The sequence below is a fragment of the Bacillus sp. 11B20 genome, from assembly GCF_056098985.1.
The window spans coordinates 279,759-305,533 of record NZ_JBLZWZ010000008.1; the positions used below are offsets into that span (position 1 = coordinate 279,759).

Genomic DNA, 25,775 nt, shown 5'->3' on the forward strand with positions numbered 1-25,775 from the left:
GTCCCCTTTACAGTGAATGCATTTCTACTTTTGATTTATCTTGATGCTTTCCTTTTAGTAGCAGGAAGCTGTTCATTAAACCTGCTACTATCACAAGCCCGGCCATCCCTATAGCTATGATATGTATAGGAATCAAATCTCCGATAAATGCCATGAGGATAAACCCACTAATATAAAATATGCGTGATAATGCAAGACCTACTGAAAAAACACGGGCTCTTAAATGACTGCTTGCATAGGTCATAATATTAGTAGAATACAAAACTTCGACTGGACTATATAATAGATTGGCTAATAAAACAACAATCAAAAATCCAATAAAAGTCGTTTGTTGATACGACAATGCATGTAATATCGCAAGCAATATAACCGCTAACGTGGACCACCTTTTATAAAATTGAAAGGAGAATTTCGCTTTTTTGAAGTACGCTGCAAGTGTAAGTCCACCGATAATTTGCCCTAGTCCACTAATTGTATGACCAAGGCCCAAGCCAAAATTCCCTTCTCTGGCCACTTCTAAAATATACAGACTAAATAAAACATAAACGATGCTTAAAGCAAACTCTCTTGACATCAATATCCATATGGCGCTTTGAATTTTGGGTGATCCTTTGATTTCTTTAATCCCTTCTTTAAAACTTTGAACATATGACACATACTCTTTTTTTTCAGATGCTTCTTTCGCTTTAATAGGGATTAACAGCATAGCTGATAATAAAAATGTCAGCGCATCTACTAAATAAATTGTAGAAATTGACCAAATTTCTGTCACCAACCCGCCTAATCCTGTCGCGATGAGCATCGATGCGCTAAAAGATGTGGCCAGTATACTATTCCCCTTAGAAAGCTGCTCCTTATCAATGATTTCAGGTATCATAGATGAACGAGCTGGCAGATATATACCAGAGAAAGCACCATTTAACGCCAATAATAAATAAAGGATAAACGGTGTAACATTCATTGTGACAACTAAAACAAACCCCAGTCCAATGATAAAACGTGCCACATCTGCGAATATCACAACTTTTTTGTAAGAAAACTTATCTATAATTGGGCTCAAAAGCATAGATGTTAAAATAAGAGGGAGCATGGAACAAATAAATAGAATGCTTAGATGAGTCGCTTTCCCAGTAAGTTCATAAATTAAACCAATTGTCGCTATCGTTCTAAACCAATCTCCAAAAGCTGATAAGTTTTGCCCAATAAAGAAACAGACAAAATTTTGATCTTTGAATAGCGATGTCGTTTCTTTCTTTGAAACCATTAGAGGAGCACCTCAGTCGACTCGTACCAACCTAACTCTTTTTGCATAAACTCCACGGCTTGATCATAATTTTCTCTCTCTTTTTCTGGTATAAGATCAACTAAGATCGCCGGATACCATGGCTTCGCTTCTTCTTTGATTAAAAAATATTGCTCCGCTTCTTCAACTACTCCTTTCATTATGAGCAGGTGTAGTTTACGATAGATTTCTTCACGTTTTGGCATTCGATTCAGATGCGTTTTTTCTATTTTCATTGTTTTAGGGAAGAAGACGAGTCTTCTATCAAAAGCATGATATTCTCTAGATTTAACAATAGGTAATTCTTGATTCGTTAGGCTTTCGATATACTTTTGCGTATTTCCTTCATTTGACCATATCATGCCTTGCATATAGGAGATCGCTCCTGTTCCCAAACCAATATATTGATCTTCATATCCTCCGTAAATCACTTCGCCATATTGAAAACGTTTATTCTGATGCTCTGGAGCCATAAACGTATACACATAATTTTGATGCCAGCCATTCGTTTTTAAATGAAGATATAATGTATCACTAAACTCAAATTTTTCTTTAGGATTTGGCGGCATTGGCACCTTGCCTTTGTTAATTTTTGATAACCATCCCTTTGAACAAGCAATATATTCTAGTGGATACGTATCAATACTTGTGCTTCCTAATGCCATCACTCCATTTATGTCCTCAATCATCTCTTCTTTCGTTTGTCCAGGCAGCTGATAAAGCAAATCAATATTATAAGATTGGAAATGACGTTTCATTAAGTCCACAGTCTGAGAGATTTGATCAAAACTAGCCGTTAAGTTGAACATTTTCCGATAGTGTTCATTTAATGTTTGGACACCAAAGCTCCCTCTGTTGGCTCCACCTTCAGCCATAGCAGCCACTCTTTCTGGCGTAGCTGTTTTTGCTTCACATTCAAATGTCCATTCATAATCAGCAGATAATGAGAAATTTTCTTTTATAGCGGTCGAAAGTCGATAGATTAGCTCTGGGGGCATTATGGAAGGAGTCCCTCCACCAACGAACACCACATCAAACGTCATTTTTTGGATATTAGGGGATTGGGATAAGATACGCATCTCATTGATTAAAGCATCTATATATTTTCCGATAATGGGCTCATATTTCGTAGATTTAATAAAAGGACAAAACGAACAAATCGTATCGCAGAAAGGGATATGTAAATATAAAGCGTTTTTCCCTTTTTGAAATGTTCGCTCTTTCTGAATGAATTCTGTCACACGAGATTGTGCTCCTTCTTGGCTCGCTTGGCCAAAAAACGGATAAAGAAAATTCCACAAAGACGGATGCTCATCATAATAACTTTTCATATTTGACAATTATCTCACCCAACTCTCGTCTATTTTTATCCTACATACAAATTCACAGAGAAGCTAAATAAAGCACTTCTCTGCGAAAAACTCTTTTCAGTAAGTATTGATTCTATTCATTAGATTGCAATCCACTCGTTACGCTTCATTTTTATCACCTCCTTTTAATTAGAATAAATGTAACTTAATTACATAATTGATTATAATAGACTTTTCTGAATATTTCAATCATTTTCACTACTTTTTGTAAGGACTATTGTTTTATATACAATTTACGTATGAAACTTTTGGTATAACCATGAAAATATAGACTGAACATTCACAACCAAAAGCCCTATCATCAAGATAGAGCTCTTCACACATCTACTTACTTTTTCTCTAATAAAGCATGAATCGTTGATTCTAGTAATTCTGGCAAAATGCCAAAAGAGAACGGGACGTGCAGCCGTTCTGTCCATTTGTGCGGGTCCTTTCCTAATGGACCCACGTTGATGACTGGAACGTAAAGGGCTTCCTTTTCTCCTTGCGGTAAAGAATAGCCCTTTTGGTAAAGCGGCATATTGGTCGTGTAATGACCTACCTCCTGCTTTTCGAGCTGTAAGTAACTTAAATCAGACAATCCCGGGAAATATTTCACTTCCTCTACTTCAAGTCCGTACACCTCTTTTGCCTCTTCTTGAATCTTCTTGAATGTCTTCTGAATATGCGGATCTTCTGTTGAGGACACAGAAGGGTAAAATGGCGGACTATAAAATAGAACAATCAGCGGTCCTTCTTCCTTACAAAGCGTCGTCAGCTCCGAGACAATTTTCGTTGAAAAATCACGATCTCCAAGCTCACCCCGGTTGGCAAAGGCATAGTTGACAATGCGCTCAACCTCCTGTTCACCAGAGCGTTCTGCGGCCTTTTGATACAGCTCGTGATACGTGAGTACCGTAACCCGGGTGTCAATTGGTGTAAAGTGTTTGAATCGCTGAAAGTCAGCTGTTTTTTGCTGAAGATTGGCCTCGATTTGGTCTGCTGCTTGCTTCGCAGTATCATAGAGAAGGCCGTGCAGTTCTTCACTTGAACGTTTCATCATGAGCACATTAAATAAAGATACGGCTGTGTGAGGTGTTTGAACGGAATAGGCTTCTTTCAAGTCCTTTTGCATTAAGTTCGTTGGGGGCGGAGTTACTTCACCATCTACTTCCTCACAATAATCACTATTGAGCTCTAACAGCCGGTTTAGTTCAGATACCATAAAATTCGCATTTAAACCTGAGAATGGCTCTCCTACATGCGTTTCAATCCCTTTACAGAAAAATCCGGCTAATACCTTTCCTATACTGCCTGTATACATATAATGATGTTCATCCCCTGGATACTTTTCAAACATGGGCTCACTGTTTAAACACGCGGTATAGTCAAGGTCATGCTTTTCTTTAAGCTCCTTTAGTTTCGGGACAGCCTCAAGCATTCCTTGTGAATTCACTTCTTCATCAGGAACTGTGACAAGCAGGACATTTCCATCAAATGTTTCTGTCATCGCTCTTTCCAGCATAGAAAGCTGCACGGTGAGCCCTGCTTTCATATCCATGGCCCCTCTCCCAAACAGCCAGTCGCCTGAAGCAAGGTCCTCTCTTGCCCTCTTTGGAAGAAGCGCAATTTTTTGCGAAAAGGATGCCATTAACTCTTCAGGCTTGCATGCCATGTTTTGAAATTCGCCGTAATCTTCTGTATCAACTACATCAAAGTGACTAAGAAGCAGCACGGTACGCCGCAGCGTACTGCGCTTCACAAGTGCCGTTAAATAATACCGGCCATCTTTCATCGGATGCAAAGCCAAATGATCAGGGTTCTGCTCAAAATAAGGCCGTTCCCTTAGCAAATAATATAAGTATTCCGCTAACGCGACTTCTCCTGTTGTACCTGATATGCTTTCATATTGCATAAGAGCTGTCAGGAGCTCCTTTAGTTCACTCTCTGTTTGCCATTTCATCCGTTCTCCCCCTTTGATGTCTCTATCTCTCCATTATACAAAAACGTGTATAAAAGCTATATTCTTTGAGCACCTTTTATGACGAAAGTTTGAATGGCTGTTATAATCGGCTATACAATTCCATGAGGAGGCGAAGGTATTTGGAAACAAAACTCTTTTCACCTTGGACATTAAAAGGTGTTACACTGAAAAACCGCATCGTGATGTCCCCGATGTGTATGTATTCATCTTATGACCGTGATGGGAAATTACAGCCTTTCCACTTCACACATTATATTTCCCGTGCACAAGGTCAGGCTGGCCTCATTATGGTGGAAGCAAGTGCTGTATCTCCTGAGGGAAGAATTAGTGATCAAGACCTCGGTATTTGGAGCGATGAGCACATTGAAGGATTTGCTTCATTAAACGAACAAATCAAAGCATACGGAACGAAGACAGCCATCCAGCTAGCCCATGCAGGCCGTAAAGCGGAACTTGATGGGGACATCCTTGCACCATCAAGCATTCCATTTGATGAAACATCTAAAACCCCTGTCGAGATGTCTGTTGATCAAATCAAAGATACCGTTCAGGCGTTTCAGGATGCAGCTGTACGGGCAAAAAAAGCGGGCTTTGACATCATTGAAATTCATGGTGCACATGGCTATTTAATCAATGAATTTCTTTCACCGCTTGCGAACCACCGATCAGACGACTATGGCGGTTCACCAGAAAACCGCTATCGTTTCTTAAGAGAAGTCGTAGACGCAGTCAACGCCGTATGGGACGGACCTTTATTTGTCCGTGTGTCGGCTTCTGATTACACAACAAAAGGACTTGATATTGCAGATTATATTGGGATTGCCACTTGGCTCAAAGAGCAAGGTGTCGACTTAATTGATGTCAGCTCAGGTGCTGTCGTACAGGCGAAAATCAACACATTCCCCGGCTACCAAGTAACATTCGCAGAGAAAATAAAAGAAGGGGCCGGCATTCAAACAGCTGCTGTCGGTCTGATCACATCTGGTGTACAGGCAGAGGAGATTTTACAAAATCAGCGTGCGGATTTGATCTTTATTGGCAGAGAATTTTTACGGGATCCATACTTCCCGAAAACAGCTGCTCAAGAGCTCCGTACATCCATTGAAAGCCCGCGTCAATATGATCGCGCTTGGTAAAAGCTCTTAGGAAAAAAGGTGTCTATTTTTCGAAATAGGCATCTTTTTTGTTTTTAAGAGAAACATATCTGCCTTTTGTGCCGTCTTTTAGCTAAAGAACCACTTAGAGGAGATGGAAGAATGAATTCGGCAATGATTGAAAAAATGTATCATATAGATGGACACCATTTTTATACAAAACATCGTCAAGGCAAAAGGCAAGCCACGATTATCTTTGAAGCTGGCTACGGCATTTCTAGTGATACGTGGTCGAATATGGCCCGTGATATTGACCCAGAGCTTGGGGTTTTCTTATACGACCGTTTAGGAAATGGAAAGAGCAGTGAGAGCGGTGAAGGAAGAACCTTGCATGACCTCGCTGATGATTTAGATGCGCTGCTGAAAGAAGCCAATATTCAGCCGCCATTTCTCATCGTCGCTCACTCATTCGGCTCTCTTGTCAGCCGGCTATGGGCAAGCCGAAGAGGAGATGATGTCATCGGCATGGTGCTGCTAGACCCAGCAAGTGAGGAACAAGAGCAGGTGATCCTGCCGCTTTTATCAAAGGAAGAACGCACTTCATATATGGCGCAATTTACAGCAGAATGTACGCATGAGGACTTTCAGCAAATGTTAAGCACAATCAAAGAGGAGCAAACCCATTATGGGATGATGCCGCTTCTTGTCATTTCATCAGGTAAGAGCCGATTGTTTCATCCAGCGCATGAAGCTTGGCTCAGACTTCATAAACGCATGCTGTCTTTGTCATCCCAAAGCGGATGGATTCAAGCGCAGAACAGCTCGCACTATATTCATCATGATGAACCGCATATTGTACAGCTTGCCATCTATGATGTATGGTGCGCAGCCAAACAACCTGTCTCCTATTATCAAACTGCTAATTAAAACGAAAAACTCCTTGACCCGTTATGAGTCAAGGAGTTTCTTTTATTTATGCCGTTGGAGCAGATTGGCTTTTTTCAGAAAGCAGCTTTTCAATGCTGACAAGCTGAACACATAATGTAAAGATGTCAATTGCTTGCTCTAGTTCTTCAAGAGCCGGGAATGTTGGTGCAATGCGAATGTTACGATCAAGCGGATCTTTTCCATATGGATATGTTGCACCTGCACCTGTCATTGTGACACCTGCTTCTTTAGCTTTTTGCACAACCGCTTTTGCACAATGATCAAGTGTATTTAAACTAATGAAATATCCGCCATTTGGCTTGTGCCATTCAGCGATATCTTTTCCGCCAAGTTTTTCGTCAAGAATGGAAAGAACGAGGTCAAATTTTGGCTTAATGATCGCTGCATGCTTTTTCATATGTTCCTTCAAACCTTCTGGATTCTGGAAGAAACGAAGATGTCTTAGTTGATTGATTTTGTCCGGTCCGATCGTTTGAATCGATAATTGCTTTTGAGTAAAGCTCACATTGTCCGGGCTAGATGCCATCAGTGCAACACCTGAGCCTGGGAATGTAATTTTAGACGTAGACGCAAACATAAACACACGGTTCGGGTATCCTGCCTCTTCAACTGCTTGAAAAATATCTTTTAACGTATCAGGTGTATCCGTTAGATGGTGGACTGCATATGCATCATCCCAAAAAATGCGGAAGTCGTCTGCTTTTGTTTTCATTGAGGCTAAGCGGTCAACGACTTCATCTGAATACGTAATGCCGTCTGGATTGCTATATTTCGGTACACACCAAATGCCTTTAATTGCTTCATCTTCTGCGACCAATTTTTCTACCTGATCCATATCAGGTCCATCAGCCTTCATATCGACCGTGATCATCTCTATGTTAAATAGCTCACAAATGGCAAAATGACGGTCATACCCTGGGCTTGGTGCAAGGAATTTTACCTTTGGCAGCTCTCCCCAAGGTGTTTTGCTGTCACATACGCCGTGAGTCATCGCACGTGCAATGGTATCATGCATCATATTCAGGCTTGAGTTACCGCCGATGATGATTTGTTCAGGCTTTAAATTAAGTACATCTGCAAAAAATTTCTTCGTTTCAGGAAGGCCTGTCAAGCCGCCATAGTTTCGCACATCTGTGCCATCTTCAGCTGTCATTGCATCCTTTGATGTCACAACATCGAGCATGCCCATAGACAAATCGAGCTGTTTTGGTGAAGGCTTCCCTCTAGACATGTCTAAGTGCAAGTTTTTACTTTTGTAAGTTTCATACTCATTTTGTAGTGCCACATATAGGTCATTCAATTCTGCTTCACTTAATGCTGTAAAACCGCTCATCTTTGATTGTGCCTCCCGTATTCTTCATAGTTTGATTCGTCATTTGTTTTTTCTTCACCATTTTACCACTACCTGAAAAAGAGCGTCATCATAAATATCAAAAAAATCACACAACTTTTTTTGACGATTCATCCAATTTTTACAGGGTGCGTTCAATGGGGAAAGAAGAGAAATCATGTGCAGCTTCTGTCAGCGGGAATATATCGCGGGCTTCTTTCAACAGTTGTTTCAGTGCCTCTTCTCCTTGGTAACGTGCACTTATATGGGTCAAAATGAGCCTTTTTGCGCCTGCTTCCTCTGCTGTTTTCGCTGCTTGTTCTGTTGTGCTGTGATAATAATTGTAGGCTAAATCTGCATCTTCTTTACCGAATGTTGCTTCATGGACTAACACATCCGCATTTTTGGCAAGCCTTGTTATATTCTCGCACAAACGGGTATCTCCTGAAAATGCAACGATTCTCCCTTTTTTAGGGGGTTCCAAATAATCGGTTCCATCGATGGTTCTTCCATCTTCGAGTGTCACGGTTTCCCCATTTTTCAACTTCTGATACAAAGGTCCAGGTTTTACACCGATTTCTTTTAGGTCTTCGGCTTTTAATGAACCAGGCAGATCTTTTTCCACAACCCGGTAGCCGAAAGCTGGAATTCCGTGAGAGACTCTTCTTGCTTCTACTCGAAAGGTATCATCTTCAAATACGATCCCTTCTTCTATTTCTATGATATGCAGCGGATATGTCAAATGCGTTTGCGAGGCTGAAAGTGCTGCGTTTACAAAGGCCTTGATGCCCTTTGGTCCATAGATCGTCAATTCATCCTCCCCGCCTTGAAAGGATCTGCTGCCAAGAAGCCCCGGAAGGCCATATACATGATCTCCGTGCATATGTGTGATAAATATTTTCTCGATCTTTCTCGGTTTAATCGTTGTATGTAAAATTTGGTGCTGCGTTGCTTCTCCGCAATCAAAAAGCCACACTGCATTTCGTTCTTCTAAAAGCTTTAGCGCTGTGCAAGTGACATTTCTTGTTTTTGCAGGTATGCCTGCACCTGTTCCTAAAAAGAGCAGTTCCATTACTTTTCCTCCTAAAGCCGGTATACAATATCTTCATTCATATAGAATACATGAAGACAAGGTAAATGTGAATTCAGCGGAATTTTTGAAAAAAGTGAAACGAGAGCAGAAAAAGTCGAATCAAATGTTTGCTTTACGAACAATGAACCTTTAAAATAAAGAAAATGTACATACATTCTCGGTTTTTACAACAATGCTACGAATAAAGTGAGGTACTTCTCGTGAATACAGAAACTAACAACCCTAAAGCAGTCATTGTCATTTTTGGCGCAACAGGAGACCTTGCCAAACGCAAGCTCTACCCTTCTATACATAGACTTTATCATAGCGGAAAGCTCGGTGATCAATTCGCTGTTGTTGGAGTTGGACGCCGTCCGTGGTCTCATGAGGACCTCAGATCTGTGGTAAAGGAATCTGTTTCTTCTGATGATGCAGAAGCGAGAACAGAAGAGTTCATTTCACATTTCTATTATCACGATTTTGACGTATCGAGCCCTGCTTCCTATCAATCACTTAACACGCTTCTAACAGGTCTTGAAGATACGTACAGTATTCCAAATAACCGCATGTTCTATTTAGCTATGGCACCGGAATTCTTCGGAACGATCGCGAAGTTCCTAAAGAGTGAGGGCGTATCAGAAACAACCGGCTGGTCACGTCTTGTCATTGAAAAGCCATTTGGGCATGATCTGCCAAGTGCGAAAACATTAAATGAAGAAATTCGTGATGCATTCACAGAAGATCAAATTTATCGTATTGACCACTATCTTGGTAAACAAATGGTTCAAAACATTGAGGTTATCCGTTTTGCGAATGCCATCTTTGAACCGCTTTGGACAAACCGCTATATTTCAAACATTCAAATAACATCCAGTGAATCATTGGGGGTTGAAGACCGGGCTCGATATTACGAAAATTCTGGTGCACTAAGAGATATGGTCCAAAACCATATGCTTCAAATGGTTGCCCTTTTAGCAATGGAGCCGCCAATTAAACTGAATACAGAGGAAATCCGCAGCGAAAAACGGAAAGTATTGCGCGCTCTTCGTCCTTTCTCTAAAGATGAGGTCGATCAATTCTTTGTCCGCGGACAGTATGATACGGGTACGATTGATGGCAGCGAGGTTCCTTCTTATTTGGAAGAACAAAATGTTGACCCGAACTCAAACACAGAAACATTTGTGGCAGGGAAACTGCTGATTGATAACTTTAGATGGGCCGGGGTGCCATTTTACATTCGGACAGGAAAACGGTTAGAAAAGAAATCTACTCAAATCGTGGTTCAATTTAAAGACATTCCAATGAACCTGTACTATGGTAACGGAAATGCCATGCATCCAAACCTACTTGTCATTCATATTCAGCCAGATGAAGGCATCACCCTTCACCTGAATGCTCGCAAGCTGGATGGCGGCACGTATGCGAAACCGATTAAACTCGACTACCAAACAAACTATAACGACATCATGAATACACCAGAAGCATATGAAAAACTGATTCATGACTGTTTACTAGGCGATGCAACAAACTTTGCTCACTGGGATGAAGTAGCACTTTCTTGGAACTTCGTTGATCCGATTTCTGAGAAATGGGCAGAAAACAAAACATTAAAACCAAACTACCCTGCTGGTTCTATGGGACCAAAAGAAGCGGATGAGCTTCTAGAAAAAGATGGATATCATTGGTGGAACATATAAAATCAAATGAAAAAAGAGCAGTCTCCCTTGGGGGTTCTGCTCTTTTTTTAACGTCCTGTTTTCGTGATTTCAACCGTTGAAAAGTCAAATTTATCATAGCGATGATGGCTAAATGAATATTCAAATGGCTGCCCTGCGTTTAAATAAGCAACCTGCTCGACTTCAAGCACAGGATCTGTTGGGTCACACCCTAAATACTGCTGATCCAGCTGATCTGATTTAGCCGCTCTAATTTTCTTGTGCGCTCCTGCTATTTTTAAATGAAGCTCATTTGAAATATAGCCATAGATAGAACCCAGTAGAACTTCTTCATCTATGCCCTTAATGAGATTGACAGGCATAAACGTTTTTTCTAATACATAAGGCTCTTCATCCACAAGACGGAGCCGGATGATATCATAAACAGGTGTGGTTGAGTCAATAGATAGATGGGCTGCCACCTCTTCGCTTGGAAAATGGACATCAAAGTGAATGATTTGAGTCGTGACGTTTTTATCCGCCATGACTTTTGTGAACCCTTTATTTTCATGGCCTGATACATTGATGGCCCCTTGATTGAGCGCTGCCTTCACAATAAATGTACCGTGGCCTCTTTTTCTAAAGAGCAGACCTTCTGCAACGAGAAGATCAAGCGCACGCTTCATCGTCATTCTGCTGCATTGAAATTCAGCGGCAAGCGAGTTTTCATCTGGAATGGGTTGATCTTCTGGATAATATGCTGTTCCTATTCGTTTTCTGATTTCTTCTGAAATGAGTTCGTACTTCTTCATCTCACACCACCAACTGACTTGTTTTTTCATAGCACCTTATTTCAAGAAGGAATATGGCGTTTTTTTAGCCTTCTTCTCATTCTACACTAAGGGATGTGAGCTTAAAAGATGCCAGCCATTTTTGTTTCATCCACTTACCGTCACATAAGAAAAATACTTGCCCTTTTCAAGGAAAGAGCAAGTATTTTGATTAAAAACCGTTATTCTTTGAAACTGATTGAAACCAGTATCCACTCTTCTTAATCGTTCGTTTCCCGTCTTTTTGAAGATCAACTGAGACAAATCCATAACGATTTTTATATGCATTCGACCAGGACCAGTTGTCCATAAATGTCCACAGATGATAACCTTTCACATTGCTTCCTTCTTGAATCGCTTGATGCACCCATTTGAGATGCTCAGATATAAAATCAATACGGTAATCGTCATGAATCATTCCTTCTTCATCCTTAAATCGCTCTTCTCCTTCGACACCCATACCATTTTCAGAAATAAAGCATTCGATATTATCATAGTCTGTCTGGACTTTTTTCAATATATCGTAAATACCCTTTTCATAGATTTCCCAGCCTCGATACACATTCATTTTTCTTCCCGGCATTTCAAAAGAATCAAAGTAATGGTTCGGCATAAAGGGCGCTTGAGGATGCGGCATATGCTCTTTCGCTTTCACTCTTCTTGGCTGATAATAATTGATGCCAAGAAGATCAATCGTATTCTCTTGAATCAGCTCAAGGTCCCCTTCTTCCATACTTGGCATAAAGCCTTCTTTCTTTAAGACTTCTACTAGTTTTTCCGGGAAGTGTCCTTTCACCGCAGGATCTAAGAAGGAGCGGTTAAAGAAAGCATCGGCCATCTCAGCTGCTTCTACATCGCGCGGATTCTGGCTTCGCGGATACGAAGGGGTCAGGTTTAAGATGATGCCAATCTTACCCCCTTGCTGCATCTCTTTATAAGCCGCAATCGCCTTCGCATTTGATAAAAGTTCATGAAAACCGACCTGCACAGCCTTTTGGAAATCGACTTCGTTTGGATAATGAAAGCTATACATATATCCGCCCTCTACAGGAACAATCGGTTCGTTATGGGTAAACCATTTTTTCACCCGGTCACCAAATAATTGGAAGCATAATGTCGCATAGCTGACATAATCGTCGACCACCTGTCTGTTCACCCAGCCGCCTTTCTCCTGCAGCGCCATTGGCATATCGAAATGGTATAGGTTCACAAATGGCTCGATATCATGTGCAATCAGTTCATTGATTACATCATTATAAAAGGACACCGCTTCTTCATTGACGGCACCTGTTCCTTCAGGTAAAAGGCGTGACCATGAAATCGACAGCCGAAATGAATTGTGGCCAATTTCTTTCATTAGACGGATATCTTCTTTATATTTTCGATAAAATTGAGATGTCACGTTCGGCCCTACGCCATCAAAAAAACGAGTCGGCTCTTGTTCAAACCAATGATCCCAAATGTTCGGTCCCTTTCCATCACCAGGGACGCTCCCTTCCGTTTGCGTCGCAGAAGCAGAAGATCCCCACCAGAAACCTTCTGGAAATGTATATGATTGCTTGTTAGTTTCCATCGACATGTATTGAGTCTCCTTCACCTTTGATGTTTGCTGCCTTCGTATTTTCTGTTGTCGTTATTTTTTCATTTTTCACATTCATTCGGTCAATAAATTTCAGGAACGGGAACCAAATGACAAACACAATCATCAGGTTAAACAACTGAAGCAGACCGCCAGCTAGTGAATTAGTCGCCATCATTCCGCTAATAAAGATCGGTACTGTCCACGGGATATTCACGCCTGTAGGCGGCGGTACAATGCCTGATGCCATCGCAAAATAAGTAATACATGTAATGACCATTGGCGCCAAAATCCACGGAATCAGAATAAGCGGATTCATGACAATTGGTAAACCGAAGATAATCGGTTCATTGACGTTAAATAATCCTGGTCCTAAGCCGAGCTTGGCTACTTGTTTTAATTGCTTACTTTTCAGGAAAATTAATATGGTAAACACAACAGCAAGCGTCATACCGGTTCCACCCATTCCAACCGTATAGATTTCAATAAACTGCTTGCTGATGATATTAGGAACCTCGCCTGTTTTTGTATAGCTCTCTAGGTTTTGAATGGATAATGTATTCCAAATCGGATCCATGACAGAGTTGATAATAATTTGACCGTGAAGCCCAAAGAACCAAAGAATTTGTATAAAGAAAACAGCGATCAACGTCGGAATGATACCGCTTCCAAGACCGACAAGCGGCGCCTGAATTGCATGATAAATCAGATCATGCATATTTGTTTTGAAGCCTTGTGTAATGATGATATTAATTAATAAAAAGGTTGTAAGTGTCAAAGTAGCAGGGATCAGTGCAGCAAAAGACTTGGAAACAGCTGGCGGAACCCCTTGCGGCATATTGATCACAAATTTCTTCTGGACAAAATAACGATAAATTTCAGCAGATAAAAAGCCTGTGATCATTCCTAGGAACATCCCCTTAGCACCTAAACGATCGACTGGGATGACGCCTGCAATCGTTGCACCGCCTTCTTGTTCTAGTAAAAACGGAGTTAGAAGCAAGAAAGAGGCTAAAGCAATCACGCCGCCAAAGACAGCTTCTACATCATAGCTTTTTGATAAATAGTAGCCGATCCCAAATACAACAAACACACTCATAATGCTGATGGTCGCACTCGGTGCGATATTCAGTGCAGACTGGACGCCTTCCAGTACGGTTTTACTCATGATTTTATCTAAAAATGGCAAATTCATCAGGACAACCATAATGGAACCAAAGATGGTGAGCGGGAACGCAAGCATAAAGGCATCCCTTAATACGCCTAAATAGCGGTTGTTGTTCAATCTCCCAGCAATCGGAACCAAAATGGCACTTATTTTATCAAACATTGGTTTCCCCCCTTGTTTACACCCTTTATTGTTTAAGCGATTGGAATATCGGCAGGAGCTCTCCCACAAGCTCCTTGATGGTAATAGTCGACATTAAGTGATCTTCGGCGTGCATGAGCAGTAAAGAAAAGGATGTTGTTTCTCCTCCTGCCTCCTTCTGCACGAGTTGAAAATGGATGTCATGTGCATGCCGTAAATCTTCTTCCGCTTCTTTCATGAGACCAAAAGCCTTTTCTTCTAGACCTTCTCGATATTGTTTCAGAGCCTCGAGCAATTTACTGCGTGCATTCCCGCTGTGTAAGATCAATTGAAAGCTGACTTGTTCCTCCGTGAGCCCTTCGAGTGTTTTCTTTTCCATCCTTTAAGATTCCCCCATCAGTGCAAGTGCCTGTTCATACGCTTTTTGTCCATCGGCAAGCCCGTATGCCTGCATATCAATGACTTCTACCTCAATCCCGTATTTTTTTGCTTCTTTTTGCAGATCTCCTTTTAAAAAGCTCATTTGCGGTCCAATTAACACAACATCTGCATTCGCCATTTCTTTTTTTGCTTGATCTTGCCCAACTGCCCAAATTTCTGCTTCGTCCCCAATTGAATCGGCATGTGCTTTCATCTTTGTCACTAGTAAACTCGTAGACATTCCTGAACTGCATGCTAATAAAATACGTTTCATTTCTCTCACCCCAATGTTGTAATAAAAGCGCTTCCAATTAATATTATATATTTTTATTTTTAAATGTCTAGACATTTAATTTTATTTGTCTGTATTTAATATAAAAAAAGAGCGTATTGTACGCTCTTTTTTTATATTATCCTTTTCCTGCCTGGAACCCAGGATACTTTGTCATGCCGCCGTCTACATATAACGTTAGGCCGGTAACATAGCTTGCTTCTTTTGATGCCAGCCAGGCAGCACATGCTGCCACTTCTTCCGGCTTTCCAATATAGCCGATTGGAATCAGCTCAATCACGCCTTTTTTCAAGGCTGGATCATCGAATTTCTCCGCATTAATCGGGGTATCAATGGCGCCTGGTGCAATACTGTTAACACGGATTTTTTTAGGGGCATATTCAAGCGCCAATGTTTCTGTCAAAAGCTTGGCGCCTCCTTTACTAGCTGCATAATGGACAAAATGAGGCCAAGGAATTTGCTGATGAACCGACGACATATTAATGATCGAGCCTTCTATCCCATGATCCGTCATATACCTCAGTGCATCACGGCATCCTAGAAACATACCTGTTAAATTGGTAGACATCACTTTGTTCCAATTATCCAGCGTCATTTCGGTGGAAGGCACTTCATTTTCAATACCTGCATTATTGATCATCACATCAAGACTGCCGAATGTATCAACAGCTTTATTAATCATTGCCTGCATATCCTCTTCCTTTGATACATCTCCCTTGATTTTCACAGCCTGTCCGCCATGTTTTTGAATATCTGCAATGGTGTCATCCGGATTTTCTTTATCAGAAAAGTAATTGATCACCACATTGGCTTTTTCTTGTCCAAATCGGCGTGCCATCGCTTGACCAATTCCTGTACCTGCGCCTGTAATCAGAACTGTTTTTCCTTCTAAATCTGGATACATTCGTGTTACCTCCTATTTTGTAAAGCCTAGCAGCACACCGCCTGCAATAATCATCAAGCAGCCTGCAATGACAAAGCTTGTTCTAGATGCTTTCTCTTTTAATAAGTAAATGCCGCCTAGTGTTGAGATGACAATCCCTGTTTGTGACATTGAAAAGCTTACGGCTACGCCAATTAATGGAATGGCCAAAAGCAGCCCAAGATTTCCTGTTGACCAAATAAGACCGGCAATGATATTTCTAAACGTATATTTACTAAATGGATCCTGCTTTAAACTAATCGCTAAGGATGAAAGCAGCATGCCGACAGATTGCGGGACGAGTGCAGACCAGCCATCAATATCAAACCATCTTAAAATGACAACATATCCGACGTAGCCGACGGTGGATATGAGTAGAATAATGATCCCTTTTTTAAAATTGCCTCTGCCATTCTCGCCGCCATTCTTTTTTTGACCGAGCGATGTCATGACAACACCTGCAATGATCAGTAAAATGGCGCAGGAACCAATGAGTATGACCGTCATTGTCTGCCATTCTTTGAAGACCATGACGCCAAATAGGGTCGTGCTCACAAGCTGCATGCCCGTTGATAAAGGAACCGCTTTAGACACGCCAAGAAAAGCGACACTTGAAAGCTGATTCATTTGTCCAATACTCCAAAAGATGCCTGAAATGACGGAAACCGCAAATATAAGCGGTGTCAGCTCTGGCATTTTGATGAAAAAAGCTACAATCGAAAATAAAAACGCGCCGAGCGTAATGCCGAGGGTTTGCTGATACGCATTCCCGCCTAGTTTGACACTGATGAGAACAATACTTCCCCAAAATATCGCTGGGAGAAGTGCATATAAGATGCCCACTTCTATCCCTACTTTCTTGTCTTTTTTACATAGCATCCCTCTTTTTCTCATTTTTAGCCGAAAATATGCAAACAAAAAAACCTTACCAAAGGTAAGGTTTTTCAGTCGTTCTGTTTATTTCATCCATTCAGTATGGAATACGCCTTCTTTATCTGTGCGCTCATACGTATGTGCACCGAAATAGTCACGCTGTGCTTGAATTAAATTCGCTGGAAGGACAGCTGTGCGATAGCTATCAAAGTAAGCAAGTGCACTTGAGAATGAAGGAACAGGAACTCCTTGTTCAACTGCAAGTGAAATGACTTTACGAAGTGATGATTGATAGTTTTGAGCAATATCCTTAAAGTATGGATCAAGCAATAGGTTTTTCAGTTCAGGATTACGGTCATATGCTTCTTTAATTTGTTGTAAGAAGGCTGCACGAATGATACATCCACCACGGAAGATCATCGCAATTTCACCGTATTTTAAATCCCAGTTATATTCATCAGACGCTGCTTTCATTTGCGCAAAGCCTTGTGCGTAAGAACAGATTTTACTCATGAATAGGGCTTTTCTAACCGCTTCGATCAGCTCTTGTTTATTCTCAGCTGATTGCGCAGGCTCAGGACCTTGGATCAATTGACTTGCTTCCACACGCTCATCTTTCATAGCTGAAATGTAGCGCGCAAAAACAGATTCAGTAATGATTGGAAGCGGGACACCTAGATCAAGTGAGCTTTTGCTTGTCCATTTTCCAGTTCCTTTTTGACCAGCTTTATCTAAGATCACATCCACAAGCGGCTGGTTTGTTTCTTCATCCACTTTTGTGAAAATGTCAGCTGTAATTTCGATTAAATAGCTGTCAAGCTCGCCTTTATTCCACTCTGAGAATACTTCATGAAGCTCCCCTGCTGACAATCCAGCAACATGCTTCAAGATAAAGTATGATTCAGAGATCAATTGCATATCTCCGTACTCGATACCGTTATGAACCATTTTGACATAATGTCCTGCTCCATCTGGGCCGATATACGTTGTACAAGGTTCGCCATCTACTTTCGCAGAGATCGCTTCTAAAATTGGTTTCACTAGCTCATGCGCTTCTTTTTGACCGCCTGGCATGATGGAAGGACCTTTTAGCGCGCCTTCTTCACCGCCGGAAACACCTGTACCAATAAAGTGAATGCCACTTTCTGCAAGCTCTTGATTACGTCTTTGTGTATCCTTGTAATATGTATTTCCACCATCAATTAAAATGTCACCTTTCTCTAGGTGAGGAAGTAATGATTGAATGGTTGCATCTGTTGCTGCACCAGCTTTTACCATTAAAAGAATTTTACGCGGTGTTTCAAGCGACTGAACAAATTCTTCGATGCTGTATGTGCCAACAACGTATTTTCCTTCTGCTTCTTGAAGAAACTCTTCTGTTTTGCTGCTAGATCTGTTATAAACGGATACGGAGAAACCGCGGCTTTCAATATTGAGGGCAAGGTTTTTCCCCATAACGGCTAGTCCAACCACACCGATTTGTTGTTTTGACATAATTCTGACGTCCCTTCTAACACACTATATTGATTACTGCTGAAATGATGTACCCTTTGAAATTACCACAACATCACCTCTTTTATCAAGTTTTCAGGCTAGTCATTTCCTCTTTCGTCCTGAAAAAAATCTTTATTAAAACTTGTCCCGCTTGTTTTACTCTCTTTTTCCTTAATGGTGATCCCTCTTTGCACCAATGGTTTTCCATATTTTTCTTTCAGTCCATCTAAAATGGTTTGGAGGGGCTCTTCTTTTGCATCTTCTGTATATGAAAATAAATCAAGCTGTTTAACGGCTGCTTTTCGTTCGACTAGGTCTGTCCCCGTTACACCTAAGAGCCTCACTGGCTGATCATTCCAATGTTTCAGGAATAACTGTTTTGCCGCTTCAAATATGTCTTCCTTTCGATCCGTTGGATTTGTGAGCATGATACTTCGCGTGATATTTTTCCAGCTTGCATACCGAATCATGATGAGCAGCCGATTCGCCATCACTTCTTTTCTCTTTAACCTTGCACTCACAGATTGTGACAGCTTATCAATTAACGTGACAAGTTCATCTGAATCATCCGAATCATGAGGCAGAGTGGATGAATTGCCGACGGATTTAAATTCGTATATTCTTTCTGGGTCCACGATGCCGTCATGTTCACCATTCGCCTTTTGCTTTAATCTCGGTCCATTAATGCCAAGCAATTCTTTTAGCGTATACTCATTCGCTTTCGCTAAGTCTTCTATAGTATGAATTCCGATGGTTTTCAATTTATCTGCCGTTTTTTGTCCAACCCCGTGCATGTCACCAGCAGGTAGCGGCCAAAGCATGTTCGGAACATCTCGTTTACGCAATATGGTGATTCCCATTGGCTTTTTCCAATTAGACGCCATTTTCGCTAAAAATTTATTCGGTGCAATGCCGATACTTGAAGGAAGCATCAGCTCCTCTACTAGCCTTGTTTGAATATCATGAGCCGTTTTTACCGCATGTTCGGCATATGGCGTATGCGTTAAATCAATGTAGCCCTCATCAATCGATACAGGTTCGACTAAATCACTGTATTCTCTTAGTATTGTAAACATCTCTTGTGAGGAGCTGCGGTACCGGTCAAAGTTCGGTGTGCGGACAATGAGTCCCGGACATAGCCGCTTCGCCTCCCACAAGGGCATCGGGGGCTTCACACCTAATGCTCTCGCCTCGTAGCTGCACGTCACAACAATCCCTTTACGCTCTTTTGCATTTCCGCTGATAGCTAAAGGTTTCCCTCGCAAAGAAGGATCATACGCCATTTCTACATTGGCATAAAAAGCATTCATGTCTATATGAAAAATAATATTTGACATTGGCATAACCCCATTTTCTTATCTACCTGAATTTTGATCAGCTATTTTTGATTATACATTGATTTATTTCATCTTTCCTCAAAAAAACCTTCTCTAAAAAAGAGAAGGTTTCACGTTCATTTACACTTTTTCTTCAAGTATACCATGTTGATATTGAATGTCCTCATATGTGAATACTTCATTTTTTTGAGGATATAATTGTTTCACAACCGGAGTAGGCTGTTGATTAAAATTCATACTCAAACTTTGATTGGAGTAGTGTCCAGCCGGATCAATATAATACTTGTAATCAATGACTCTTTCTACATCAATGTCAGCGTAAGCAATTCCCTCTGTTTCAGCTGGAACCATATCACTGATCGGCTCCCCATCCGGCCCGTAAATGCACGTATGCCCGCTCTTAAATGTTTCAAAGTAATCTCTTTGCTCCTGCGTTAAACAAATCATCTCTTTCATTTCTTCCGTATATATAGATGATGTCATCAGCACAAATGTCTGTGTCGCGATGGCATAATATCTGCTTGATATTTCATCATCAAAATAACCTGGCCAAGAGGCTACATGTACCTGCTCATTTTGGGCATTCATCGCCATAAGATCTAGCGGGACTTGATGCTCCCAGCACATCAATCCGCCCAGGTTTCCAATTTCAGTTTGAAACACTGGCATCATACTGCCACTTCCATCCCCCCAAATGAGTCTTTCTGCTACAGAAGCTCTCATTTTCCGATGTTTTCCTATTAAATCCCCATTTGGATTAAACCAAAGCTGAGCTAAATAGAGAGAGCCGCCATCTTTTTCACTACATGATATACAAACGTACGTTTCATTTCTTTTTGCTGCTTCACTGAGTTTTTGAATGGCTAAGCTAGGGCTTTCAACTGCATTTTTATATAATTCATGATAGAACTTTCTTGTATATTCTGGATGACCAATAAAAGCAAACCAAGGGTAACCAGGTAAAAATGCTTCTGGGAATGCCACAAGCTTTGCACCATTTGAAGCTGCCTCGTCAATCAGGTCGCATGATTTCTCAACGGTTGCTTCCAAATTTAAGTAGACCGGTGCTGCTTGTACCGCAGCTGCTCGAAACTTTGGGTAAATACTTGTCATATTCAAAACCTCCATTTCTTTTCATCCCCCTCATTATAGGATAGGAAATATGAAGTTTGGATGACATTTACTATTTTATACAGAATAAGGAATTTTATTTAATGAAGAAAACACGTGGTTCTGTTAGACATTTAACCATGTGTATAGTACACTGTGAGTAATGAAATGGATGTGATAATCATGATTATTGATACATTCAATGAAGTCTTTTTCCTTGTTGAATTCTTTACGATTATTCTTCCAGCGCTGACGGCCATCGGCATTGCTTTTTTACTAAAAGACTGCCGTATGAACGAACACCTTGGTGGGCATCGTTTGGAAGAGTTGGACGCATCTTGCTTGAATCGAACAGACTTTCTGTTTATCATATATGATCGCATTACAACTTGGATTAGTAAAGTCATTCGAATGAAAAGATCATCTAATGATGATGAAGACCATTCGCTTCCTCTCGCTTATTAAATTTTTTTAATCATGAGGAGGAAACGAATTGAAACGTTTATTGACTGTTTTTACGACTTTATGTTTGATGATGATTGCGTCACCTGCATTTGCAGCGAGTGCGCAAACGAATACGAGCTCTGATGGTTTTTTCCATCATTATTTTGTTCAGCCTTTTTCTGAGCTGATCATTTGGCTTGCGAACTTCTTTCATGATGATTATGGTTTATCGATTATGTTCGTCACCTTGATTGTCCGCCTGCTGATTTTCCCGCTTTTTGCGAATCAATTTAAGAAGCAAAGAGTCATGCAGGAAAAAATGGCATTGGTGAAGCCTCAGATTGACCAAATACAAAGCAAATTGAAGAAAACGAAAGAACCTGAAAAACAAAAAGAACTGCAAATGGAAATGATGAAAGTATATAAAGAGAACAATGTGAACCCGCTTGCCATGGGCTGTCTGCCGATGCTGATTCAAATTCCAATTGTTCTTGGCTTTTACTCAGCAATCCGCTCAACACCTGAGATCGCAACTCATACGTTCTTATGGTTTAATTTAGGACAAACCGATTTATTGGTGGCGATTTTTGCAGGGGCTATGTATTTCTTACAATTTTATGTCACGCAAAAATATGCGAAGCAATCAGGCACCCAGACAGAGGCTGCACTGAAGCAGGCGAAAGTGATGGGCATGATTTTCCCGATCATGATGCTGTTTCTTTCAATTAATGCACCCGCTGCTCTTCCTTTATACTGGATGACAAGCGGACTACTACTCACGATTCAAACGATTATTTTAAATGTCATGTACCAAAAATCAAAAACGAAAGCTGCGGCTAACGAACAAGCCAAACCAGCTGCTGAATAAAAATAAACCCCTTATCTAAAGATAAGGGGCTTTTCATTATGCCAATTCTTCTTTCAACCGGTCTGGCAATTGATCGAGGTCCTCAATTTTCCCAAGGAACTTATTTGGGTCCACTTGTAAAATCATTTTGTTTTCTCTCTCAACAACGCCGAAGAAATATTCAGAGGCCTTCGTGTTCATATGAAATGGCTTGATCTCGCTTTGCTCGATATCGATAATATCTTTTGCATCTGAGACAAGACAGCCAATCATTTGATCGTTTACTTCAAATAGCAGTACCTTTGACTGCTCGTTTACATCAAGAGGCTTTCCGTGAAGCATCACACCTGTGTCACTGACAGGAATGACCTCTCCTCTTAATGACATCAGCCCTTTAATTTCTTTTGGAAGGTTCGATACTTCTTGTAAGTAAGGGACCTTTTCAATCGAACGAATATGCTCTACACTGATGCCAAACTCCTCTTGCCCCACCTGAAAAATAATAATCTTTTGCGCGCTCACAGAGTCTCCTGCCTTTACGATGGATTTGTCGTTTCTTCGATAATGGCGAGAACCATTTCAGCTGTTTTGACTAATTCTTCAATCGGCATTTTCTCATTTTTCGTATGAATATCTTCATATCCAACAGCTAGGTTGACAGTTGGGACGCCGTTGCCTGCAATGACGTTTGCATCACTGCCTCCGCCGCTCGTCTGCAGTTCTGAAGGACGGCCAATTTTTGCTGCCGCTTTTTTCGCCACTTCTACGACTTGATCGCCGTGTGAGAATTTGAAGCCTGGATACATGATGTCAATTTGTACATCGGCACTTCCGCCCATTTCTTTAGCGGTTTTTTCAAAGGCTTCTTTCATCTTCGCTACTTGAGCTTCCATTTTTGCTGGTTCTAAAGAGCGTGCTTCCGCCAAAATATCGACTTGATCGCACACAATATTCGTTTGTGTTCCGCCTTCAAAACGGCCGATATTCGCTGTTGTTTCTTCATCGATGCGGCCAAGTGGCATGCTGGCAATTGCTTTTGATGCAATGGTAATCGCAGACACACCTTTTTCAGGCGCGACACCTGCGTGAGCGGTTTTTCCGTAAATCGTTGCGCGTACTTTTGCCTGTGTTGGTGCAGCTACGATAATCGTACCAACCTTGCCATCTGAATCAAGGGCATAGCCGTATTTCGCTGTCATCAAATTTGGGTCTAACGCTTTTGCTCCAACAAGTCCTGATTCCTCGCCTGCTGTGATCACAAATTCAATCTTCCCGTGCTTTAAATTTTTCTCTTTCAGCACACGGATCGCTTCAAACATAGCAGCAAGTCCTGTTTTATCGTCAGCACCAAGAATAGTTGTTCCATCTGTTTTCACATAGCCGTCCTCAATGACTGGTTTTACGCCATTTCCCGGCACAACTGTATCCATATGAGAAGTGAAATAAATCGTATCTGCCTCTTGATTCCCTTCTAATGTGCAGACAAGGTTGCCTGCACCGTGGCCTGTTGCTGCTTTTGAATCGTCTTCAACCACTTTAAGACCAAGCTGCGAGAATTTTTCTTTTAATACTTCAACAATTTTCTCTTCGTGTTTTGTTTCTGAATCAACCTGAACTAATTCTAAAAATTCGTCTAGTAAGCGTTTTTCATTGATCATGATGATGCTCCTCCTCTTATAGCGGCATGTTGCCATGCTTTTTTAACGGTCTATCTTCTTCCTTACTGCGAAGCAAATCAAATGAGCGGATCAATCGCTCTCTCGTTTCAGCTGGCATAAAAATATCGTCTATCAGACCTGCCTGGGCCGCTTTCCATACACTTGGTTTGTTTTCAGACTCGCGCGAAGCAGGATGAACAATTTCGTCTGCGAACGTTTTCCCCATGACATCAATTTCGGCCTCTGGCCATGCATAAACAAAGTCAGCGCCTAAGCCCTTGCTATTCATCGCGACATAAGCACCGCCAAACGCCTTTCTTAAAATCACAGTGATTTTGGGAACGGTTGCTTCAGCATACGCATATAAAAGCTTTGCACCGTGGCGGATAATTCCTGCATGCTCAGCTTTCTCCCCTGGTAAAAAACCAGGAACGTCCACAAGGGTTAAGATCGGAATATGAAACGCATCACAAAATCGAATAAACCTGGCCGCTTTATCGGAAGCGTCAAGATCAAGGCTGCCTGCCAGCACCTTTGGCTGATTGGCAACAACACCAATGGAGGCTCCTTGTAATCTGGCAAAACCTGTGACAATATTTTTTGAGAAACAAGGCTGCGTTTCAAAGAATGAGTCTGGATCGGTTATCGCTGTCACCACTTGTTTGACATCATAGGTGCGTGATGGATTCTTTGGCAGAATTCTGCCTGGATCGGCGGAATCGTGCTTTCGTACCCCAGCGCGTGTGACAGCCTGTTGTTTCGTTTGTATGTACGTTAAAAGAGTTCGAACCGCTTTTAACACGTCCTTCTCATCTTTCCCAGTATAGTGCACATTCCCGCTTGTCTGATGCTGAACACTTGCACCGCCAAGACGGTCAGGACAGACCGTTTCTCCTGTTGCTTTTTCTATTACTTTCGGACCAGTTAAAAACATATGAGCTGTTTGCTCTGTCATGAAGACAAAATCAGTCAATGCAGGAGAATAGACTGCACCTCCAGCACATGAACCTAAAATAACAGATATTTGCGGGATTCGACCAGAGTACAGCACATTCCGTTTAAAAATCTGTCCGTATCCTTCTAATGATACCACACCCTCTTGAATTCTCGCACCACCTGAGTCTTTTAGACCGATGACCGGCATCTGATTTTTAGCGGCCAGATCCATTAAAGCGGCAATTTTCTTCGCATGCATTTCGCCTAATGAGCCCCCATATACTGTTGCATCTTGTGCATAAACACATACTGGTTTTCCATGAATGAGTCCCGTTCCAATGACGACACCGTCTCCAACATGCTCTGACAGATCGCCTGTTGCAAATGACTGAATTTCCATCAAGCTGCCCTCGTCAAGAAGTTCATGAAGCCGCTCTCGAGCCATCAGCTTTCCTTTGTTCTTGTGAACCGCTGCTCGTTTTTCGCCGCCACCCATTAACGCTTTCTTCCGCCATTCAGACAAGTCATTGAACGATTCATTCATCACTATGTTTCTCTCCTTTCAAGGACTCGCACAATTCAAATAACACACCTGACGTTTCTTTAGGTGAAATAAATGCAATTTGCTTTCCGCTGGCGCCCATCTGTGCTGTTTTTTGGAGAAGCTGCACGCCAAGGTGATCGAGACGGCTAAGATCAGCCTGAATGTCACCCGACTTTAGCGCAATATGATGAAGCCCCTCTCCTCTTTTTGTTAAGAAATTATGTAGTTTACTGCGGGCTGAGATTGGCTCAATTAATTCAATGTGCAGATCATCAAGTGAAGCGAAGGACGCTTTAATCTCCTGCTCAGGAATCTCCTGTATGTCTGAAAAATGCCAATTAAATAGCTGATGAAGCGTTTGAGATGTTTCTTTAATAGAAAAGACGGCAATGGCAATATGATCGATTTGTGTCATCCGTTCACTTCCTTTGCTGATCACTTGTCGCATATGAAAAAACCAGATAAA

At 41.4% G+C, this 25,775-nt stretch carries 24 protein-coding genes; 5 read left to right on the top strand and 19 right to left on the bottom strand.

The features are described 5' to 3' along the window. Positions 1-7: 7 nt before the first annotated feature. The 3 genes from ACN6NB_RS10705 to ACN6NB_RS10715 all read right to left on the bottom strand — a co-directional run bounded on the left by ACN6NB_RS10705 (position 8) and on the right by ACN6NB_RS10715 (position 4,594). Positions 8-1,264, bottom strand: coding sequence for an MFS transporter (locus ACN6NB_RS10705; RefSeq protein ID WP_126681623.1), 1,257 nt, complete (start codon positions 1,262-1,264; stop codon positions 8-10). Beyond that, positions 1,264-2,523 carry a coproporphyrinogen-III oxidase family protein gene (locus ACN6NB_RS10710; RefSeq protein WP_247544534.1) on the bottom strand — a complete coding sequence of 420 codons (1,260 nt, stop codon included), beginning with the start codon at positions 2,521-2,523 and terminating at the stop codon, positions 1,264-1,266. The genes ACN6NB_RS10705 and ACN6NB_RS10710 overlap by 1 nt, the downstream gene beginning before the upstream one ends. Before the next feature lie 457 nt (positions 2,524-2,980). Then, positions 2,981-4,594 (bottom strand): M20/M25/M40 family metallo-hydrolase, encoded by a 1,614-nt coding sequence (locus tag ACN6NB_RS10715; protein WP_144491433.1) that lies wholly within the window; start codon positions 4,592-4,594, stop codon positions 2,981-2,983. Between the two features lie 140 nt (positions 4,595-4,734). Here ACN6NB_RS10715 and namA point away from each other — a divergent pair, with 140 nt between their 5' ends. Both namA and ACN6NB_RS10725 read left to right on the top strand, forming a co-directional pair. Then, a complete protein-coding gene (gene namA, locus ACN6NB_RS10720) occupies positions 4,735-5,751 on the top strand; it encodes an NADPH dehydrogenase NamA (RefSeq protein ID WP_144491432.1) in 1,017 nt (338 codons plus the stop codon). 120 nt (positions 5,752-5,871) lie between these two features. Beyond that, the gene (locus ACN6NB_RS10725) at positions 5,872-6,636 is read left to right on the top strand and encodes an alpha/beta fold hydrolase (RefSeq protein WP_024422899.1); all 765 of its coding nucleotides are present in this window, start codon (positions 5,872-5,874) and stop codon (positions 6,634-6,636) included. 46 nt (positions 6,637-6,682) lie between these two features. On the opposite strand, the gene ACN6NB_RS10730 is transcribed toward ACN6NB_RS10725, so the two are convergent. Both ACN6NB_RS10730 and rnz read right to left on the bottom strand, forming a co-directional pair. Then, positions 6,683-7,990 (bottom strand): aspartate aminotransferase type Ic, encoded by a 1,308-nt coding sequence (locus ACN6NB_RS10730; protein WP_039179751.1) that lies wholly within the window; start codon positions 7,988-7,990, stop codon positions 6,683-6,685. A gap of 139 nt (positions 7,991-8,129) precedes the next feature. Beyond that, a complete protein-coding gene (rnz, locus tag ACN6NB_RS10735) occupies positions 8,130-9,059 on the bottom strand; it encodes a ribonuclease Z (protein WP_144516055.1) in 930 nt (309 codons plus the stop codon). Positions 9,060-9,280: 221 nt separating this feature from the next. Here rnz and zwf point away from each other — a divergent pair, with 221 nt between their 5' ends. After that, positions 9,281-10,756 (top strand): glucose-6-phosphate dehydrogenase, encoded by a 1,476-nt coding sequence (gene zwf / locus ACN6NB_RS10740; protein ID WP_144516057.1) that lies wholly within the window; start codon positions 9,281-9,283, stop codon positions 10,754-10,756. A gap of 47 nt (positions 10,757-10,803) precedes the next feature. On the opposite strand, the gene ACN6NB_RS10745 is transcribed toward zwf, so the two are convergent. The 10 genes from ACN6NB_RS10745 to ACN6NB_RS10790 form a co-directional block, all read right to left on the bottom strand. After that, positions 10,804-11,526 carry a GntR family transcriptional regulator gene (locus ACN6NB_RS10745; protein ID WP_024428032.1) on the bottom strand — a complete coding sequence of 241 codons (723 nt, stop codon included), beginning with the start codon at positions 11,524-11,526 and terminating at the stop codon, positions 10,804-10,806. Between the two features lie 190 nt (positions 11,527-11,716). After that, entirely contained in the window at positions 11,717-13,123 is a 1,407-nt protein-coding gene (locus ACN6NB_RS10750) for a glycoside hydrolase family 1 protein (protein ID WP_039179761.1), read from the bottom strand. Continuing rightward, the gene (gene celB / locus ACN6NB_RS10755; protein WP_039179764.1) at positions 13,107-14,453 is read right to left on the bottom strand and encodes a PTS cellobiose transporter subunit IIC; all 1,347 of its coding nucleotides are present in this window, start codon (positions 14,451-14,453) and stop codon (positions 13,107-13,109) included. The genes ACN6NB_RS10750 and celB overlap by 17 nt, the downstream gene beginning before the upstream one ends. 25 nt (positions 14,454-14,478) lie before the next feature. Further along, the gene (locus ACN6NB_RS10760; RefSeq protein WP_039179767.1) at positions 14,479-14,811 is read right to left on the bottom strand and encodes a PTS sugar transporter subunit IIA; all 333 of its coding nucleotides are present in this window, start codon (positions 14,809-14,811) and stop codon (positions 14,479-14,481) included. A gap of 3 nt (positions 14,812-14,814) precedes the next feature. After that, the gene (locus tag ACN6NB_RS10765; protein WP_144490299.1) at positions 14,815-15,126 is read right to left on the bottom strand and encodes a PTS sugar transporter subunit IIB; all 312 of its coding nucleotides are present in this window, start codon (positions 15,124-15,126) and stop codon (positions 14,815-14,817) included. 136 nt (positions 15,127-15,262) lie between these two features. Continuing rightward, positions 15,263-16,048 (bottom strand): glucose 1-dehydrogenase, encoded by a 786-nt coding sequence (locus ACN6NB_RS10770; RefSeq protein WP_107163388.1) that lies wholly within the window; start codon positions 16,046-16,048, stop codon positions 15,263-15,265. Between the two features lie 12 nt (positions 16,049-16,060). Then, positions 16,061-16,909: a GRP family sugar transporter gene (locus ACN6NB_RS10775; protein ID WP_059374856.1), complete on the bottom strand. Its 849-nt coding sequence runs from the start codon at positions 16,907-16,909 to the stop codon at positions 16,061-16,063. Between the two features lie 114 nt (positions 16,910-17,023). Further along, positions 17,024-18,433 (bottom strand): NADP-dependent phosphogluconate dehydrogenase, encoded by a 1,410-nt coding sequence (gndA, locus tag ACN6NB_RS10780; protein WP_474253356.1) that lies wholly within the window; start codon positions 18,431-18,433, stop codon positions 17,024-17,026. 98 nt (positions 18,434-18,531) lie between these two features. Further along, complete coding sequence (locus ACN6NB_RS10785) at positions 18,532-19,776, bottom strand: DNA polymerase IV (RefSeq protein ID WP_039179779.1); 1,245 nt, start codon at positions 19,774-19,776, stop codon at positions 18,532-18,534. A gap of 114 nt (positions 19,777-19,890) precedes the next feature. Beyond that, complete coding sequence (locus ACN6NB_RS10790) at positions 19,891-20,883, bottom strand: carbon-nitrogen hydrolase family protein (RefSeq protein ID WP_474253357.1); 993 nt, start codon at positions 20,881-20,883, stop codon at positions 19,891-19,893. Between the two features lie 180 nt (positions 20,884-21,063). On the opposite strand from ACN6NB_RS10790, the gene ACN6NB_RS10795 reads away from it, so the two are divergent. Continuing rightward, complete coding sequence (locus tag ACN6NB_RS10795) at positions 21,064-21,345, top strand: hypothetical protein (RefSeq protein ID WP_058838009.1); 282 nt, start codon at positions 21,064-21,066, stop codon at positions 21,343-21,345. A gap of 28 nt (positions 21,346-21,373) precedes the next feature. Further along, complete coding sequence (locus ACN6NB_RS10800; RefSeq protein ID WP_052773100.1) at positions 21,374-22,192, top strand: membrane protein insertase YidC; 819 nt, start codon at positions 21,374-21,376, stop codon at positions 22,190-22,192. 36 nt (positions 22,193-22,228) lie between these two features. Here ACN6NB_RS10800 and ACN6NB_RS10805 read toward each other — a convergent pair whose 3' ends face one another. From ACN6NB_RS10805 to mce, 4 genes are read right to left on the bottom strand one after another with little or no spacing between them, the layout of a single operon-like run. Then, the gene (locus ACN6NB_RS10805) at positions 22,229-22,693 is read right to left on the bottom strand and encodes a chemotaxis protein CheW (RefSeq protein WP_039179788.1); all 465 of its coding nucleotides are present in this window, start codon (positions 22,691-22,693) and stop codon (positions 22,229-22,231) included. 14 nt (positions 22,694-22,707) lie between these two features. After that, positions 22,708-23,829 (bottom strand): M20/M25/M40 family metallo-hydrolase, encoded by a 1,122-nt coding sequence (locus ACN6NB_RS10810; RefSeq protein ID WP_058838011.1) that lies wholly within the window; start codon positions 23,827-23,829, stop codon positions 22,708-22,710. Between the two features lie 16 nt (positions 23,830-23,845). Next, positions 23,846-25,309, bottom strand: a complete 1,464-nt coding sequence (locus tag ACN6NB_RS10815) for an acyl-CoA carboxylase subunit beta (RefSeq protein ID WP_144494403.1) — start codon at positions 25,307-25,309, stop codon at positions 23,846-23,848. Then, a complete protein-coding gene (gene mce / locus ACN6NB_RS10820) occupies positions 25,302-25,724 on the bottom strand; it encodes a methylmalonyl-CoA epimerase (RefSeq protein ID WP_144494405.1) in 423 nt (140 codons plus the stop codon). The genes ACN6NB_RS10815 and mce overlap by 8 nt, the downstream gene beginning before the upstream one ends. Positions 25,725-25,775 lie beyond the last annotated feature (51 nt).

Bases quoted from the DNA above. Each gene is read 5' to 3' on its own strand.
- ACN6NB_RS10705 (WP_126681623.1), bottom strand. From the start codon at position 1,264: ATGGTTTCAAAGAAAGAAACGACATCGCTATTCAAAGATCAAAATTTT.
- ACN6NB_RS10715 (WP_144491433.1), bottom strand. From the start codon at position 4,594: ATGAAATGGCAAACAGAGAGTGAACTAAAGGAGCTCCTGACAGCTCTT.
- ACN6NB_RS10725 (WP_024422899.1), top strand. From the start codon at position 5,872: ATGAATTCGGCAATGATTGAAAAAATGTATCATATAGATGGACACCAT.
- ACN6NB_RS10730 (WP_039179751.1), bottom strand. From the start codon at position 7,990: ATGAGCGGTTTTACAGCATTAAGTGAAGCAGAATTGAATGACCTATAT.
- rnz (WP_144516055.1), bottom strand. From the start codon at position 9,059: ATGGAACTGCTCTTTTTAGGAACAGGTGCAGGCATACCTGCAAAAACA.
- ACN6NB_RS10745 (WP_024428032.1), bottom strand. From the start codon at position 11,526: ATGAAGAAGTACGAACTCATTTCAGAAGAAATCAGAAAACGAATAGGA.
- ACN6NB_RS10750 (WP_039179761.1), bottom strand. From the start codon at position 13,123: ATGTCGATGGAAACTAACAAGCAATCATATACATTTCCAGAAGGTTTC.
- celB (WP_039179764.1), bottom strand. From the start codon at position 14,453: ATGTTTGATAAAATAAGTGCCATTTTGGTTCCGATTGCTGGGAGATTG.
- ACN6NB_RS10760 (WP_039179767.1), bottom strand. From the start codon at position 14,811: ATGGAAAAGAAAACACTCGAAGGGCTCACGGAGGAACAAGTCAGCTTT.
- ACN6NB_RS10765 (WP_144490299.1), bottom strand. From the start codon at position 15,126: ATGAAACGTATTTTATTAGCATGCAGTTCAGGAATGTCTACGAGTTTA.
- ACN6NB_RS10770 (WP_107163388.1), bottom strand. From the start codon at position 16,048: ATGTATCCAGATTTAGAAGGAAAAACAGTTCTGATTACAGGCGCAGGT.
- gndA (WP_474253356.1), bottom strand. From the start codon at position 18,433: ATGTCAAAACAACAAATCGGTGTGGTTGGACTAGCCGTTATGGGGAAA.
- ACN6NB_RS10785 (WP_039179779.1), bottom strand. From the start codon at position 19,776: ATGCCAATGTCAAATATTATTTTTCATATAGACATGAATGCTTTTTAT.
- ACN6NB_RS10790 (WP_474253357.1), bottom strand. From the start codon at position 20,883: ATGACAAGTATTTACCCAAAGTTTCGAGCAGCTGCGGTACAAGCAGCA.
- ACN6NB_RS10795 (WP_058838009.1), top strand. From the start codon at position 21,064: ATGATTATTGATACATTCAATGAAGTCTTTTTCCTTGTTGAATTCTTT.
- ACN6NB_RS10810 (WP_058838011.1), bottom strand. From the start codon at position 23,829: ATGATCAATGAAAAACGCTTACTAGACGAATTTTTAGAATTAGTTCAG.
- ACN6NB_RS10815 (WP_144494403.1), bottom strand. From the start codon at position 25,309: ATGAATGAATCGTTCAATGACTTGTCTGAATGGCGGAAGAAAGCGTTA.
- mce (WP_144494405.1), bottom strand. From the start codon at position 25,724: ATGACACAAATCGATCATATTGCCATTGCCGTCTTTTCTATTAAAGAA.